At 62.0% G+C, this 15,073-nt stretch carries 15 protein-coding genes; 10 read left to right on the top strand and 5 right to left on the bottom strand.

Features of this window, described 5'->3' with window-relative positions:
- Positions 1 to 7 precede the first annotated feature (7 nt).
- The gene (locus I6E60_RS10990; RefSeq protein WP_197125996.1) at positions 8 to 979 is read right to left on the bottom strand and encodes a metallophosphoesterase; all 972 of its coding nucleotides are present in this window, start codon (positions 977 to 979) and stop codon (positions 8 to 10) included.
- Complete coding sequence (locus I6E60_RS10995) at positions 970 to 3,522, bottom strand: transglycosylase domain-containing protein (protein ID WP_197125994.1); 2,553 nt, start codon at positions 3,520 to 3,522, stop codon at positions 970 to 972. The genes I6E60_RS10990 and I6E60_RS10995 overlap by 10 nt, the downstream gene beginning before the upstream one ends.
- A 215-nt stretch (positions 3,523 to 3,737) precedes the next feature.
- Between I6E60_RS10995 and I6E60_RS11000 the strand changes: the two genes are divergently transcribed.
- Both I6E60_RS11000 and I6E60_RS11005 read left to right on the top strand, forming a co-directional pair.
- Positions 3,738 to 4,199 (top strand): RidA family protein, encoded by a 462-nt coding sequence (locus I6E60_RS11000; RefSeq protein ID WP_197125985.1) that lies wholly within the window; start codon positions 3,738 to 3,740, stop codon positions 4,197 to 4,199.
- Entirely contained in the window at positions 4,196 to 5,713 is a 1,518-nt protein-coding gene (locus tag I6E60_RS11005; protein ID WP_197180339.1) for a UDP-N-acetylmuramoyl-L-alanyl-D-glutamate--2,6-diaminopimelate ligase, read from the top strand. The genes I6E60_RS11000 and I6E60_RS11005 overlap by 4 nt, the downstream gene beginning before the upstream one ends.
- A 71-nt stretch (positions 5,714 to 5,784) precedes the next feature.
- Here the strand turns inward: I6E60_RS11005 and acs are convergent, their stop codons facing one another.
- Positions 5,785 to 7,749 (bottom strand): acetate--CoA ligase, encoded by a 1,965-nt coding sequence (gene acs / locus I6E60_RS11010; protein WP_197180341.1) that lies wholly within the window; start codon positions 7,747 to 7,749, stop codon positions 5,785 to 5,787.
- 415 nt (positions 7,750 to 8,164) lie between these two features.
- Between acs and I6E60_RS11015 the strand changes: the two genes are divergently transcribed.
- The gene (locus I6E60_RS11015) at positions 8,165 to 8,656 is read left to right on the top strand and encodes a MarR family winged helix-turn-helix transcriptional regulator (RefSeq protein ID WP_197180343.1); all 492 of its coding nucleotides are present in this window, start codon (positions 8,165 to 8,167) and stop codon (positions 8,654 to 8,656) included.
- A complete protein-coding gene (locus I6E60_RS11020; protein WP_197180345.1) occupies positions 8,656 to 9,078 on the top strand; it encodes an Ohr family peroxiredoxin in 423 nt (140 codons plus the stop codon). Before I6E60_RS11015 ends, I6E60_RS11020 begins: the two co-directional genes overlap by 1 nt.
- Before the next feature lie 98 nt (positions 9,079 to 9,176).
- On the opposite strand, the gene hxlA is transcribed toward I6E60_RS11020, so the two are convergent.
- Positions 9,177 to 9,800: a 3-hexulose-6-phosphate synthase gene (gene hxlA, locus I6E60_RS11025; RefSeq protein ID WP_197180347.1), complete on the bottom strand. Its 624-nt coding sequence runs from the start codon at positions 9,798 to 9,800 to the stop codon at positions 9,177 to 9,179.
- Positions 9,801 to 9,883: 83 nt separating this feature from the next.
- Positions 9,884 to 10,465: a 6-phospho-3-hexuloisomerase gene (gene hxlB / locus I6E60_RS11030; protein ID WP_197180349.1), complete on the bottom strand. Its 582-nt coding sequence runs from the start codon at positions 10,463 to 10,465 to the stop codon at positions 9,884 to 9,886.
- Positions 10,466 to 10,558: 93 nt separating this feature from the next.
- Between hxlB and I6E60_RS14665 the strand changes: the two genes are divergently transcribed.
- From I6E60_RS14665 to I6E60_RS11060, 6 genes are all read left to right on the top strand, one after another.
- A complete protein-coding gene (locus I6E60_RS14665; protein ID WP_197180351.1) occupies positions 10,559 to 11,827 on the top strand; it encodes a response regulator transcription factor family protein in 1,269 nt (422 codons plus the stop codon).
- A 106-nt stretch (positions 11,828 to 11,933) separates the two neighbouring features.
- Positions 11,934 to 13,022: a TadA family conjugal transfer-associated ATPase gene (locus I6E60_RS11040; protein ID WP_197125968.1), complete on the top strand. Its 1,089-nt coding sequence runs from the start codon at positions 11,934 to 11,936 to the stop codon at positions 13,020 to 13,022.
- Positions 13,019 to 13,936, top strand: coding sequence for a type II secretion system F family protein (locus tag I6E60_RS11045; protein ID WP_197180353.1), 918 nt, complete (start codon positions 13,019 to 13,021; stop codon positions 13,934 to 13,936). Before I6E60_RS11040 ends, I6E60_RS11045 begins: the two co-directional genes overlap by 4 nt.
- A 104-nt stretch (positions 13,937 to 14,040) precedes the next feature.
- Positions 14,041 to 14,322: a DUF4244 domain-containing protein gene (locus tag I6E60_RS11050; protein WP_197180355.1), complete on the top strand. Its 282-nt coding sequence runs from the start codon at positions 14,041 to 14,043 to the stop codon at positions 14,320 to 14,322.
- The gene (locus I6E60_RS11055) at positions 14,300 to 14,674 is read left to right on the top strand and encodes a TadE family type IV pilus minor pilin (RefSeq protein WP_307784467.1); all 375 of its coding nucleotides are present in this window, start codon (positions 14,300 to 14,302) and stop codon (positions 14,672 to 14,674) included. The genes I6E60_RS11050 and I6E60_RS11055 overlap by 23 nt, the downstream gene beginning before the upstream one ends.
- Positions 14,674 to 15,072: an Rv3654c family TadE-like protein gene (locus I6E60_RS11060; RefSeq protein WP_197180785.1), complete on the top strand. Its 399-nt coding sequence runs from the start codon at positions 14,674 to 14,676 to the stop codon at positions 15,070 to 15,072. The genes I6E60_RS11055 and I6E60_RS11060 overlap by 1 nt, the downstream gene beginning before the upstream one ends.
- Position 15,073 lies beyond the last annotated feature (1 nt).

The following is a 15,073-nucleotide window of genomic DNA, read 5'->3' on the forward strand; positions in this document are numbered from 1 at the left end:
CGATACATCAAGAATAGCCGATATCTCCGGCGGTGAGAGTCACTATCACCGCTTCTGGTTTGCAAGCGAAGCGAACGGGCGCATAAATCGACGTTCCGAGGCCCGCGCTGACGTTGAGGAACGCAGCACGACGCAAGTGGTGCCAGATGCTGAGGCCGCTTGCCTGCTCGCGAGGGATGTCGCAATTAGTCACGAGGGCAGGCATGCCAGGCACCCGAACTTGGCCTCCGTGGGTGTGTCCAGCGAAGATGGCGTCAGCACCGTTAGTGACGAGGGCATCGAGCACGCGACGGTAGGGGGCATGCGTTACGCCGAGCGCTACGGTTTCGGGGCCGTGGGGGTCATCCGCCCAGCCCACGTTTTCGCGCATTTCTTCGACATTGGCGGGAAGCCGATCGAGGCGCTCCCAGCCGCGATGCGCATCTGCCGTGCCGAAAAGTTCGAGCCGTGACCCGCGCATCTCGATCGCCCGCGCGTGGTTATTGAGCGAGAGCCAGCCGAGTTCGTCTTCGAAGTACTCATTCAACGCATCTGTGTCGAGGTGTTCGACGGGGCGATGTCCTGAGGACGGCCCGGTGAAATAGGTAAACGGGTTTTTGAATTGGGGGCCGTAGTAGTCGTTCGAGCCGTGCACGAAGACTCCGGGAACGCCGGCGAAAGGCTCGAAGGCGCGCTTGATGCCCATGATGCCGTCGCGGTGGCCCAGGTTGTCGCCAGTGTTGATGACCAGATCGGGCTCATACAGCGCTAACTCGCGAACCCAGTTCTGCTTGCGGGTTTGCCACGGAGCCATGTGCAAATCGGAGATGTGCAGCACGGTAATGTCGCGCGCACTCGGGTCGAGGATCGGAAGGATCTCGTGTCGAACAGTGAACGCATTGCGTTCCACCAGCGAGCCCCACGCGAACGCGGCGACCCCTACCGCAGCTACCGCACCGAGTGCGGTAGCTGCGGGGGAGAGACGTCTGCCTACGGACACGGCGTTGACTGCGCGACGGTGAGCGTGATCGTGGTGCTCGTCTTTGTGTAGGAGCCTGCCGACGGGCTGGAGGCTGTTACCATTCCGTCGCTCGGATCACCTGGCGGTACTTCCTCGCAGGACTGGCTCACGTTCGAGAATCCAGAGCCGCTGAGGATGCCCTGGGCGGTGGCAAAGTCATTCGACTCACCGTCCCCGACGGCATCGGGTACCTCCACCTTGTTGCCCTTACTGGTGTAGACCGTGACGGTGACGCCGGCGGCGGACTGTGTGCCTGCTGCAGGATTCGTCTTGACGACCTGACCTGCGGGGAGCTCAGAGTCGACTTGACCGCCATCTGCGAAGCTGAAGCCCAGGCTCACGAGCACTGACTTGGCCTGTTCCAGCGACTGCAGGGAGAGGTCAGGAACCTCGGTACCCGAACCGGTGAGAAGGCTTGAGTCGGGTTCAGGAAGAGCACCACCGGGGTACTTGATGTTCAGCGCAGTGTCCGTTGCTTTGGTGATGTAGTGGCGCAGACGATAACCGTTGACACCGGCGTAGTAGAGCTGGCTGATGTTTTGGAACCCGGAAATATTTCCGACCCAGGTTGCCGTGCCGTAGCGAGTCGTTCCGCTGGCCATCCACGTGTGGACAGCGCCGTCGGTGGTTCCCGTCTTACCAAAGATCGGGATGCCATCGTTGGGGTCGGAGTAGGCAGCGTTACCGCGGTTCAGTACTTCAGTGAGTACATATGCGGTGGTCGCGGCGACCTCGGGAGAGATGGCCTGACGGCAGTTTTGTTCTTGGCCACCAAGGTCGGTGTTGCTGGCGTTGATTGCCTTGTCGATGATGATCGGCTCGCACCAGAGTCCGCCAGCGCCAATCGTGGCGTATGCCGATGCCATGCTGAGCGGGGTTACATCGTTCGTGCCGATGATCGATGACGGGAAGCTCTCGAGCTCGGCGCCGTCGGCGCGCTCAACGCCCATGCTTGCAGCGACGTTGCGGATGTTGCACAGGTCAAGTTGGGTAGCCATGGAGAAAAACACACCATTGATGGACTCCGCGGTACCCTCGGCGACAGTGTAAATACCGGATTCGTTGGCGTTGTTGCCGAACTCCACGGTGCCGCCGTAGGGGCCGTTGCAGCTATCCAAGAACTGAGATCCAGGGATGTCTCGAGCGGTACCTTCAAGACGGTCGTAGATGCCCTTGCCCTGATTGAGCCACTCGATGAGAGTGAACACCTTGTAGGTCGATCCGGGTTGGAATCCGCTCGATCCGCCATAGTCGTAGCTGGTGTTGTAGTTCACAGCGGTGCTCTCGATGCCACCGCCGTCGAAGGTGTCGTTGAAGAGTTTATTTTCGGCCATCACGAGCACTCGCCCGGTGCCCGACTCGACGGTGGAGGTGGCGCTTCCCAGACTGAACGAAGTCTCGTCATTGGGCGCGTACGTCCAGGTGGCTTTCTGGGCGGGAATTTGAGCGTCGAGGTCGAGGGTCGTGTAGAGGCTGTAACCACCCTGCTTCCAGTTCTCGTTGCGCTCGTCGACGGTGTCGCCGAGGAACTCGAAGTCGGGAACGCTCTTGACGACGTAGTCGCAGAACCACTTGGCATACTCGTACGCCGAGGTGCAACCGTTGTTCGGTGCGGAGAGATCGACAGACTCTTCGTCTACCTGAATGGCGACGGCTTCGTCGTATTGCTCTCGATCAATGGAGCCGACGTCGAGCATCGCGGTGAGAATAACGTCGCGTCGGTCTTGGTTGGCTGCATAGTTTTCAGGATCCGACAGGTTTCGGACGCTGGGCTCTTGCACGATGGCGATCAGGCTTGCAGACTGCTCGAGGGTGAGATCCTTCGCATCAACGCTGTAATAGCGCTGCGCGGCGGCCTGAATGCCGTACGTGGCGTTGCCGAAGTTGGCGATGTTGAGGTACGCGGTCAGGATTTCCTTCTTCGTGTACCGCTTCTCAAGCCCAATTGCGAGCTTCATCTCTTTCAGTTTGCGGTCGAAGGACTGACTCGTGGCGGCAAGATACGCGGCCGAGCGCTCATCTTCGGTTGGCAGAGATTCTGCCTCTGAGATGTAGGTGTTCTTGACGAGCTGCATCGTCAGCGTGGATGCACCACTCTCGATTCCTGAAGAAACGAAGTTACCCACGGCGGCACGCACGAGCGAGGTAAGGTCAACGCCACCGTGCTCGAAGAATCGGCGGTCTTCGCCTGCAACTACAGCATCAACGGCGTACTCGGAGATCTCGTCGAATCCGACCTCTTGACGGTTCTGATCGTAGATCGTGGCGATCTGGTAGTAGCCGTCTACGTTGCCGCTGCCGGTGAACTGCGCGTAGATCGCATTTCGTTCTGGCTGCTGATCGATTTCGAGGTAATCGGGCAGTCCATCGAAGATGCCGATAGTACTTGTGGCGGTGATGCCGGTGACCGCGAGCGCGGGGGCAACCATGGCTGTGACGAGCACGCCAGAGAGGACACTGAAGCTGATCAATCCGGCAATAGCCGAAGCGATGCCGCGACGCGGAGTTTTTTGGGCAGACATATGATCAAGAGTAGGGGATCATTGATAACGCCATGCTGAACGGGAGCCGCAAATATGCCTAAATGGGAGTACTTGACAACACCACTGATGGTGCACAATTCCACCGCGATTCTCAATAATTGGGGATCCGAAGGGTGGGAGCTTGTGCAGGTCGGTACTGGCCCTGAAGGGGGCCCGGTCGCTTATTTCAAACGCATCAAGGAAGAGAATAAGTAATGTCACAGCTTGACCAGCGGCTCGCAGAGCTGGGCCTGACGGTCCCAGAAAGTTCAAAGCCACTTGCCTCCTATTTGCCAGCAATGGTGTCCGGGAACCTCGTGTACACCTCGGGCCAGCTCCCGATGGTTGACGGTGCACTTCCGGCCACAGGCAAGGTGGGTGCTGAGGTGGATGCTGCTGCAGCGCAGGAGTACGCCAAGACCTGTGTTCTCAATGGCCTCGCTGCCGCCCGCGGTGCGATCGGATCGCTCGACCGCATCACGCGCGTGGTGAAGGTTGTCGGTTTCGTGGCATCCGACCCCAGCTTTACCGGCCAGCCCGGTGTAATCAACGGAGCGTCCGAGCTCTTGGTTGAGATTTTTGGCGAGATCGGCAAGCACGCTCGTAGTGCTGTCGGTGTTGCTGTATTGCCGCTCGATTCTCCTGTTGAGGTCGAGTTCGTGTTCGAGTTCGCGTGATCGAAGTCTGGCAGTCCGGTCAAGCCGGCGAGAATGCCCCGCTTCGCTCGCTAGATCTGAGTGAGTGGGATCCTACGCTCGTGGGCGTCACGCTGCAGGCGCGTCGTCTGGTGCAAGACAGTCGAGAGGCTGGGCCAGATGACGTGTTTGTCGCTATCGGCACCACTGCGTCGTCGGCATTGCCGTACATCGATGCCGCTCTCGCCCAGGGTGCTGTCGCTGTGCTCGTGGACGCGAAGGCGGCCGAGAGCGCCCACGGTGACGACCGCGTGTTCGCGATTGCGAACCTCCGCGACGTAATCGGTGGCCGAGCGGATGCGTTTGTCGAGCATCCGTCTGCCTCGATGTCCATGGTGGGTATTACAGGCACGAATGGTAAAACGTCGACGGCTCACTTGCTGACGCAAGCGTGGCAGCGACTGGGAATGACGTCGGCAACGATCGGAACGTTGGGCGCGGGAATTACGGGCGAGCCCCGCATCAACATGGGCATGACGACTCCGCAAGTGACGGCGGTGCACCAGTTCTTGGATGACTTCCACCGTGCCGGCGTCACGAACGTGGCTATGGAGGTCAGCTCTCACGCGCTCGAGCAACGCCGAGTAGATGGCGTTGCGTTCGACATTGTGGCGTTCACGAACTTCACGCGCGATCACCTCGACTACCACGGGTCGATGGAGGAATATGCGGCGCAGAAGGCAAAGATCTTCACGCTACCGGGCATCCAGACGGCTCTGCTGAATCTTGATGATGCGGCTGCCGAGAATCACTTCCACCACACGATCCCTGCGGGCGTGCGCGCGATTGGCATGACCTCCCACGGCCATGCTGAAGCGAGTGTTCGTGCCGATAACGTGAAGCTCACCACCGAGGGTCTCGAGTTCGATCTCGTGATCGAGAGCGAAAGCCATCACGTCTCCAGCGGTCTCATCGGACGCTTTAACGTGGACAACTTGCTCGCGTGCGCCACTGTGCTGTGGGCCCAAGGTACCGAGCCACGTGCGATCGCTGAGGTATTGGCGCCGCTCGAGCCGGTGCTGGGGCGGATGACCCGCATCCGCGAAAACGACCAGCTGCCGTTGGTTGTAGTGGATGCCGGCCACACTCCCGATGCGGTGCGTCAGGCAGTCACGGCTCTGCGGGATTCGGGCCACACCCGTATCGTGACGGTCTTTGGTGCAACGGGCGACCGTGATCCGGGCAAGCGCCCGGTGATGGCTCGCATCGTTGAAGAAGCCTCTGACGTCATAGTGGTTACTGACGACGATGTGCACAACGAAGATGGCGACCAGATTGTGGACCACATTCGCGCCGGATTCGAACACCCGGAGCGGGTAGTGGAAATTCGCGACCGCACGACCGCCATCGCTTATGCGATTGATGCAGCGAATCCGGATGACGTGGTGCTCTTGCAGGGCAAGGGTCACGAACCGTACCAAATCGTGGGCAACGAGCGCGTACCGTTCAGCGACATCGACACCGCTATTCGCTTGCTCAAGGAGCGCGCGAAGTAGCGAGAACGCAGTTGTAACGTAACGAAGGCCGGGTCCCGTTGGGGGCCCGGCCTTCGTCGTTGCTCGGAGAGCTAGTTGAGCTTGTCGGAGATGATCTGCATCACGGTGGTGTCGGCGAGGGTGGTGGTGTCACCGATCTCGCGGCCCTCCGCGACATCCTGAAGCAGTCGTCGCATGATCTTGCCCGAGCGGGTCTTGGGTAGCTCCGCGACGATGAAGATTTCACGGGGGCGAGCGATCGCCCCGATCTCCTTCGCAACGTGCTGACGCAACAGGGCGCTCGCTTCGGCGGCAGTTTGAGCGTGCTCTTGGTTCGACTTGAGAATTACAAACGCGACTACGGCCTGACCGGTCGCTTCGTCAGCGGCTCCGACCACAGCGGCTTCCGCCACGATCGGGTTGGAGACGAGAGCGGACTCGATTTCGGTGGTCGAGAGGCGGTGGCCGGAGACGTTCATGACGTCATCCACGCGGCCGAGCAGCCAGATGTCGCCATCTTCGTCGACGTGGGCACCATCGCCAGCGAAGTACTGTTCGCCATCGAGCTGCGGGAACTTCGACCAGTAGGTTTCCTTGAAGCGCTCGGGGTCACCCCAGATGCCGCGCAACATGGCAGGCCACGGTTCGGAGACCACGAGCAGCCCACCGTTGGGTGGATCAACGCGCGTGCCATCTTCACCGAGGATGTCAATCTTGATGCCCGGAATCGGCACCTGTGCCGAGCCCGGCTTCAGCGTCGTGAGCCCCGGCAGGGCGGAGATCATGATGGCGCCGGTTTCGGTCTGCCACCACGTGTCAACAATGGGGGCGGTGCCCGCACCGATTACATCGCGGTACCAAATCCACGCTTCAGGGTTGATGGGCTCGCCCACCGAACCGAGCACGCGAATCGAGCTCAGGTCGAACTGCTCGGGGATTTGACGACCGGCCTTCATGAACGAACGGATGGCGGTGGGCGCCGTGTAGAAAATGCTCACCCCAAACTTCTGGATGATCTCCCACCAGCGGCCCGGGTTGGGGCTATCGGGTGTGCCCTCGTAGAGCACCTGCGTTGCACCGTTCGCAAGCGGACCATAGGTGACATACGTGTGGCCGGTGATCCACCCCACGTCGGCGGTGCACCAGTACACATCGGTCTCTGGCTTCAGATCGAACACGTTCTTGTGAGTGAATGCAGCCTGAGTCAGGTAGCCGCCGCTGGTGTGCAGGATGCCCTTGGGCTTGCCCGTTGTGCCCGAAGTGTAGAGCACAAAGAGAGGGTTCTCGGCAGGGAAGCCCTGCGCCTCGTGCTCAGGCTCCGCTGCCTCAATCTGTTCGTGCCACCACAGGTCGCGACCCTCGGTCCACTCGACATCGTTGTCGCCGCGCTTGACGACCAACACATTCGTGACGCTGGATTCGCCGTTGGCGAGGGCGGCATCCACTGCTGCTTTGAGGGGAAAGACTTTGCCCTTGCGCCAGCCACCATCGGCGGTGACGACAAGCTTCGCGCTCGCGTCGTCGATGCGACTGCGCAGGCTTTCGGCGCTGAAGCCGCCGAAGACAACGGAGTGAGCGGCGCCGAGGCGAACTGTGGCGAGCATCGCGATGACGGCCTCGGGAACGAGCGGCATGTAGATGGCGACAACGTCACCCTGGCCGACGCCGAGGGCAGCCATGGCGTTAGCGGCGCGCTTCACCTCTGCGGTTAGTTCGGCGTAGGTGATGCTGCGGCTGTCGCCGGGCTCGCCTTCCCAATGGATGGCGACGCGGTCACCGTTGCCCGCGAGCACGTGGCGGTCGAGGCAGTTGTACGCCACGTTGAGTTCTCCGTCGGCAAACCACTTCGCAAAGGGAGGGGTAGACCAATCGAGTGTTTCTGTGAACGGCTTGTGCCAGTGCACGTATTCACGGGCCTTGTCGGCCCAAAACTCAACGCGATCTTCTTTGGCTGAGGTATAGAGGTCGTCGCTTGCCTCGGAAGCCGCAGAAAAGGCCTCTGACGGGGCAAAACGGCGTGATTCGTGCAGAAGACTGTCAATGGAATTACTAGGCATTTGATCCTCTTCGATCGTGTGATTGCATTTCTTGACCACGTGCTTTCTGAAAGTATTCCACCGATTCTAGAACCTCCGTTGCACGCCCACACCGTTGCGTTACACTGAAAGTCGCTGGGCGCAAGTTCAGCAAGTGGCCAATACGATTCCCCCCAATCGTCGGCCGCTGTGGCGGCGCCCTTTCCCCCCACTGGGCGCCGCCCCTCTCTCTTTAAAAGACAGATGCGCAGGCATATTTCGGCGGCCACCTACAGACCCGTAGCTCGGCCAAGGCTGGTCTCTACGCAAGTGCGATAGAGACCTACTTCCTCAGCGATCGTGGCCCTCAGGCGGCTTGGCTGTCGCTGGCATCCGGCTTGCTGACAGTTCGCCATATTGCTTTGTGCACAATTTATTTGTGTGCAAAGCTTTTTGAATGGATGACGAACAGACTGAGACAGAAGTGGCTCCATCCGCCCTCGACACCATGTTGTGCTTCGGTCTTTATGCGGCCGCCCGGGCGACGAATCGTCGCTACACCGCGCTTTTGGCGCCGTGGGGGCTGACCTACCCGCAATATTTGGTTCTGATTCTCTTGTGGGAACGTCGGTCGTCGACAGTGAGTGGCCTCGCGGAAAGCCTCATGCTCGACCTCGGCACCACCTCGCCGCTGATTCGGCGGTTGGAAGACCGCGGATTTGTCATACGCTCACGATCGGCTTCTGACGAACGGCGCGTGATGGTGTCGCTCACTGCCGCCGGGCTCGAGCTCCGCGCGGAACTGACTCACATTCCCGGCTGCATCGCCGAGGCCACCGGCATTACTCTCCCCGAATTCACCTCGACGCTGACAACGCTTCATAACGTCACCACCAACCTCTCCACAGCGACCGCTGCTGGAGCTCATGTCATTGAAAGGCAGAACTAATGGAAGCTCTCTACACCGCACAGGCTCTCTCAACTGGCGCTGGCCGCAACGGCCACGTAGCTACGACATCCGGCTCCGTCGACCTCGACTTGGCTGTGCCGCAGTCGATGGGCGGCTCGGGCAACGGTGGCAACCCCGAAGAGCTCTTCGCGGCCGGTTATGCCGCGTGCTTCCACTCCGCGTTGCAGCTTGTTGCCCGAAATGAGAAAGTCGCCATCGAGCACTCCTCCGTCGGCAGTGCTGTGCACCTTCTGCCGATCGACGGCGGTGGATTCAAACTCGCTGTTGATCTCGAGGTCGTAATCCCTGACCTCGAGCACGACCAGGCTCAGGCACTGGCGGATGCCGCCCACCAGATCTGCCCCTACTCCAACGCCACTCGCGGCAACATCGACGTCACCATCACTGTCGCACAGGACTAGTCGTCAGTGGGTGCGTCGTGGCGCGCTCGTGTGCTTAAAAAACGAGGGGGTGCCGGTAGGCACCCCCTCGTTTTCGCTCGTCTAGGCAGCGCTGTTCACTAGACGATTGCCGCCTTCAGGGCGGCTGCTGCTGCCGCTGGGTCGGCTGCGCTATAAATCGAGCTCCCGGCAACGGCAACGGTTGCGCCGGCACGCTGCACTGCTGCGATTGTGGAAGCGTTGATGCCGCCAGCGACCGAGAACGGAACCCTCGCGGTCTTACCGTCATTGAGCAGAGTCTCGAAGGTGAATCCGGGCTCCGCCTGCTCATCGAGCCCTGCATGCATCTCGACGAAAACGGCACCAAGAGCGGTGACCTCCTTCGCGCGAGTGACCTTGTCAGCTACGCCGATGAGGTCAACGACGATGCCCTTCTTGTGGGCTTTCGCCGCCTTCACGGCGCCGATGATGGTGCTGTCTCCGGCGGTGCCCAGGACGGTGACGTAGTCGGCGCCCGCAGAGAATGCGATGTCGGCTTCGAGCTCTCCGGCATCCATCGTCTTCAGATCGGCGAAGACCATCTTGTCGGGGTGCGCGTCCTTGATGGCGCGCACGGCGCTGAGACCTTCGTGCTTAATGAGCGGTGTGCCCAATTCGATGATGTCGACATACTCAGCAACCTGGCCAGCCAGCGTGAGGGCGGCTTCTGTGGTGAGTACATCCATTGCTACTTGAAGCTTCATTGAGTTCTCTTTCTTTAGGGGGAGTTGGCCGAGGGGAATCGGCCGACGGGGGAGTCGGGGAGAAGGGGCAGAAGGGGGTGCTGCTACTCGAGGTTGGCGTGTCGCGGCCACAGCTCTTCGGCGGTCGCGCCGGACTCTTGCCAGAGGACGTGGAAGAGTGCGTCGCCAAGCAGCAGCAACGATTGCTCGAACAGTCCGCCGGAGTATTGAGCCGAGCGAGATTGTCCGTGGTCTTGTTTCTGTGCGGCGGGGATGATCACGACGACCTGTGCGAGCTGCGCCAGAGGCGAATCCGCTGCCGTGGTGACGGCGATGACCTGAGCACCAACCTCCTCCGCAGTCGTTGCTGAGCGGATGATGCCGGCGGTCGTTCCCGAGCCGCTTGCTGCGAGCAGAACATCTCCAGCAGCAATTGCGGGGGTGGTTACCTCGCCAACGACGTGCACGGTGAGGCCCGCGTGCATGAGGCGCATCGCGAGCATCCGCAGGGCTAGTCCGGAGCGGCCGGAGCCGACCACGAACACTCGGGATGCGGTGCTGAGCAGGTCGAGTGCTGATCGCACTGCCCTGGATTCGTCGCGAGCGATTGCGGTGCTGATGCGGGTATTTTCTGCGAGAACAAGCTCGATTGCGGAGGAAACCGTAGTGGTGTCGTTGCTGGCCATTACTTCACTGTGCCACCCGTTTGGGCAGCAGACCGCCCACCTTTTGGCCGGTTCTCCCTATCCGAAAGGGTAGGTCGCGCGTAAAATGGGGGAGTGACTGCTCTCAGTAACGCCAGTTCCCTTGACCTCCTCGATGCCGCCCATTCGGTGGTTTCACGTTCTCTACTTCAGATTGCGAGCGCCTTTTCTGCGGTGCTTGCGCCCATGGTGGCGCACAGCTCTCTATTGATATTCACGGAAGACTGCACCGGGCGCCCTCAGAAGAAAGCGGGGGATCCTTCGATCACCAATCACGTGAGCATCGCCGAACTCGACGCCGTGCGTGAGACAGTGTCGGGCATCGGGCATCCGGTGTGGGCAATCACGGCGGTAGTTGCCCGCCACGAGCGTCCCGCAGCGGTGTGGATTGCGCCGACCGGTTCGCTGCTCGTCCTCACCGATCCGGTGATCATGACTGGTGGGCAATCGCAGGACCAGGCGTTGGCGACGATCGCGTCACTGTGGCGATTGGTGGCGGTGAGCATCCAGCAGCAAGTTGCCGTTGCAAGCCCCGACTATCTTCGGGATTCGCGGATGGCGTCGCAGGACCGTGCCCAGGTCATTGCCGATCTCACCGATGCGCACTCCACGACTCTGGAACAAATTCTTGCGACGTTGCGCTCCCGTAGTGCGTCGGATGAGACTGCGCGCCAAGAAGCCACCGAGCTGGCCGCTACGGCTATGGTCAATCTGCGGGCAGTGTCTGATCGGGATCGCAGTTTGGCTGAGGAGCCGGTTGCGCGCGCTTTCGAACGCCTCAAAGCAGACCTGCGGCCCTTGGCCCGGTTTGGAGGCCTTGACGTGCAATTTGTGGAACCACCCGCTAACGGTCGCGCATTGCCGGGCGAAGTCGCCCACGCTGGCCGAGCGATCGTTCGGGGCGCTGTGCTTGCACTCGTTGACCAACCGGGAGTCGCTCGGTTGCGGGTGGAGTGGGATTGCGACGGTGAGAATCTACTGATCGGGATTCGCGATGACGGGCCTGGCGAGTTGGCGGTCGAAGACCCCGCGGTGCGGCAGCTTGTTGAAAGGGCGGCTGCTCTTCGTGGTCGGTTGAGCGTGAATGGCACTGCAGGATGGGGCTCCGAAATTTCGGTGGTCTTGCCCCTGAGTGCTGAAGGACTTGATCGCTCGCCCAGCGTGCAGTGGCAGATCACTCAACGGGAAGCCGAGGTCTTGGAACTGGTTGCCTCGGGTGCTCGCAATAAAGCCATCGCGCTCTCGCTGTCCATCAGCGAGAACACGGTGAAGTTTCATGTGGCGAACCTGCTGCGCAAGGCGGGGGTCTCGAACCGGGCTGAGCTCGTTTCGGCCTATCGCTGACTCGTTTTCCTGCGCACTTCTCCCCAACAAAGTCGGGGAGTCGCGGTTCAGCACGAGTGCGGTTGAGCCGCCGAAACTGCAGTCGGAGTCTCCTTAATGTTGCCCTGTGACTACGACTCCTTCGCACCCCGACATTGTTCCTTTCGTTGCTCGGCGACGGTTTACGGCTGAGGCCACCCCTACCGCCAGTGCACAGGCGCGGGGCGTTCCTGGAGTGGGTGGCGGCGCTGGCCGCGGCTCTGGGGTGGCCCCCGGGGATGCAATGACGCGGGCACTCCACGAGTTCGGCCCATTAGCCCCCTACGTTGGGCGTCCGAACACCACCGACGTGTTCGTCAACGGCGCCCAGAATGTCTGGATCGACCGCGGCGGAGGGCTTGAATTTGTTGGCGACGTAGGCATGACCGAAGCTGACCTGCGCGCGCTCGCCATTCGCCTCATCAACCTCGGCGGACGTCACGTCGACGAAGCGACACCCTGCGTGGATGTTCGGCTCGCCGGTGGGGTGCGCGTACACGCTGTTCTCCCTCCCATCTCCGCCACCGGCACGCTGCTCTCCATTCGCGTGCCGAGCCGAGAACCATTCGGGTTGGCAGAACTCGACTTCGCAGGATTCTTCAACGAGGTGCCGCTGCAACGAGTGAAAGCCCTCATCGACGGGCGGGAGAATGTGCTCATCTCGGGCGCATCAGGAGCCGGAAAAACCACGTTTCTTGGCGCACTGTTGGCGGCGGCATCCGACACCGAACGCATTGTCGCCATTGAGGATGTCGCGGAGCTGCGGGTCGAACACCCGCACTTTGTATCGCTCGAGGCACGGCAAGCGAACCTCGAAGGTGCCGGCGGCTACGGGCTGCCCGCGCTCGTGCGGGAAGCGTTGCGGATGCGGCCCGACCGGCTTGTCGTTGGTGAATGTCGCGGCGCTGAAATCCGCGAACTCCTGAGCGCGCTCAACACCGGCCACGACGGAGGCGCAGGAACCCTGCACGCTAACTCCCTGAAAGACGTACCAAGCAGGCTCGAAGCGTTAGGGGCGCTCGCCGGATTAGACGCGACCGCCATCGCACGCCAAGCCGTCAGCGCCATTGGTGCCGTGCTGCACGTGGATCGCGTCGACGGCCGTCGCCGCCTCACCCACCTCGGCCGGCTCGTGCTCGACGATAACGACCGCCTCGCGATCGCCGAAATCGCATGAAACGCCCGCCATCGCAACTGCCCGACGTCGCCAGTGTCACCCAACGGCTCGCCGTGCTGCTGCACGCCGGGCTGACTCCCACTTCGGCCTGGCAGCACGTGGCGCGCGGCCGAGCCGAGGGAAGCGTGGCGGCGGCGGTAGCGGTGGCAGGCGGCGATGCGGGAGGGGCCCCGGAACGCATTTCACGGGCATCCGCCGGTCTGCCAGCATTGGATCGGCAAGCATGGAACTCGCTTGCCGCCGCCTGGTTCGTTGCCGGTCAAGTGGGGGCACCGCTGGCCGCTGCGTTACGCACTCATGCGCGAGCGCTGCGGATGCTCGTGCACATCCAGCGCGAAGTGGCCACCGCCCTCGCTGCCCCCGTCGCCACAGCGCGCATGGTCTTGGCATTGCCCGCCGTCGGACTCATCTTTGGAGCGCTGCTGGGTTTTGACACCCTCGGGGTGCTCTTCACAACGCCGATCGGGTGGGGTTGTCTCGTGGTCGGCGGCGGGCTGATCGTGATTGCTGTGCGTTGGAACAACCGGCTTGTGCGGTCGGCGACGCCCACGCACGCAGCACCCGGTCTTGAGTGCGAGCTGATGGCCGTTGCGGTCTCAGGCGGTGGTTCACTCGTGCAGGCTCGGGCAGTCGTGACGCAGGCCCTTGAACGCTTCGGCCTGCCCGACGACGGCTCTCATCTTGACGAGGTGCTGCGGCTCTCGCAGGAGGCCGGGGTGCCCGCCGCCGAACTCTTGCGAGCCGAAGCTGACGAGGTGCGGCTGACGGCCGACGCGGATGCTCGTGCTGGTGCCGCAGCGCTCTCGGTGCGGCTCATGCTCCCGCTCGGGCTGTGCGTGCTCCCGGCCTTCATGGTGCTCGGAGTGCTGCCGCTCATGGTTGCGGTCATCTCATCCACCGTTGCCGGGTTCTAGTGATGTTCCACATATCGGACCGCGCTGGGTTGTATGACTCTCGCGCTCGGCAGGCTGGAGTCACTCGGCCGCAGACTGCGCAACAGCGCACCAAGGAGTACCTCATGAATGATTCACACCTTGTTCCCTTGCCCGCTCTCGAACCCGGGTGTTCCCGCCGGCACCGGTTCGGTGGCGACCTGGGGCTGTCGCTACGTGCACGCCGGGTGGGCTCGATTGTCCGCACCCGGCTCAAATCCGAGAGAGGCGCAGCAACCGCCGAGTACGCCATCACCACTCTCGCCGCAGTCGGTTTCGCCGGACTGCTCGTCGTGATTCTTCGTTCCGGAGAGGTGCGCGGCATGCTCACCGACCTTGTGCGCAGTGCGCTCTCGATCCCGGCGTAACCGAGCAGGAGCAGCGATCAACGAGCGTGGCAGCGTCACCGCAGAGTTTGCGTTGGCGTTGCCCGCCGTCGCTCTCGTTCTCGTGTGCTGCCTCAGCGGGGTGCAACTCGCCGGGCTGCAAATCCAGTTACAGGATGCGGCAGCCGCGTCAGCACGCAGCCTCGCCCGCGACGAAAGCTCCGGCACGGTCGCGGCCACCGCATCCGCTCTGGTCGCGTCAGCACGACTCAGTTCCCATCACCGCGACGACCTCGTGTGCGCCACCGTGAGCGCCCCCGCGCGCAACGCACTGCTTGGGCTGCTTCCGATCACGCTCAGTGCAACCAGCTGCGCTCTCGCGGGAGGCCAATGATGGCCAAGTTGCAGGCGGGAGCTGGGGTTACGGCGGGTGCTGCGCGTCGCCCGCTGAACGACGAACGAGGCTCGGGCACCATCCTGATGGTCGGCCTCATCGCGACAGTTCTCGCCGTCACTGCGCTCGTCATCCCTCTCTATTGGGCGCTCAGCGTGAGGCATGCGCTCGCCGGGGCAACGGACGCTGCCGCGCTCGCCGCAGCAGACACCGCGAGTGGACTTGTTGCTGGCTACCCGTGTGCCAACGCCGAGCGGCTCGCGAGTGCTAATAACTCCCTTATAGAGGACTGTGTGGTTGATGGGCGTATCGTGACAGTTACCGCTAGTCGCCGCATCCTCGGCATACTGGTCACAACGAGCGCTACAGCAGGCCCACCCCCAACCAGGGCGGATTAGG

Source organism: Salinibacterium sp. SWN167, assembly GCF_015864665.1.
GTDB lineage: Bacteria > Actinomycetota > Actinomycetes > Actinomycetales > Microbacteriaceae > Rhodoglobus.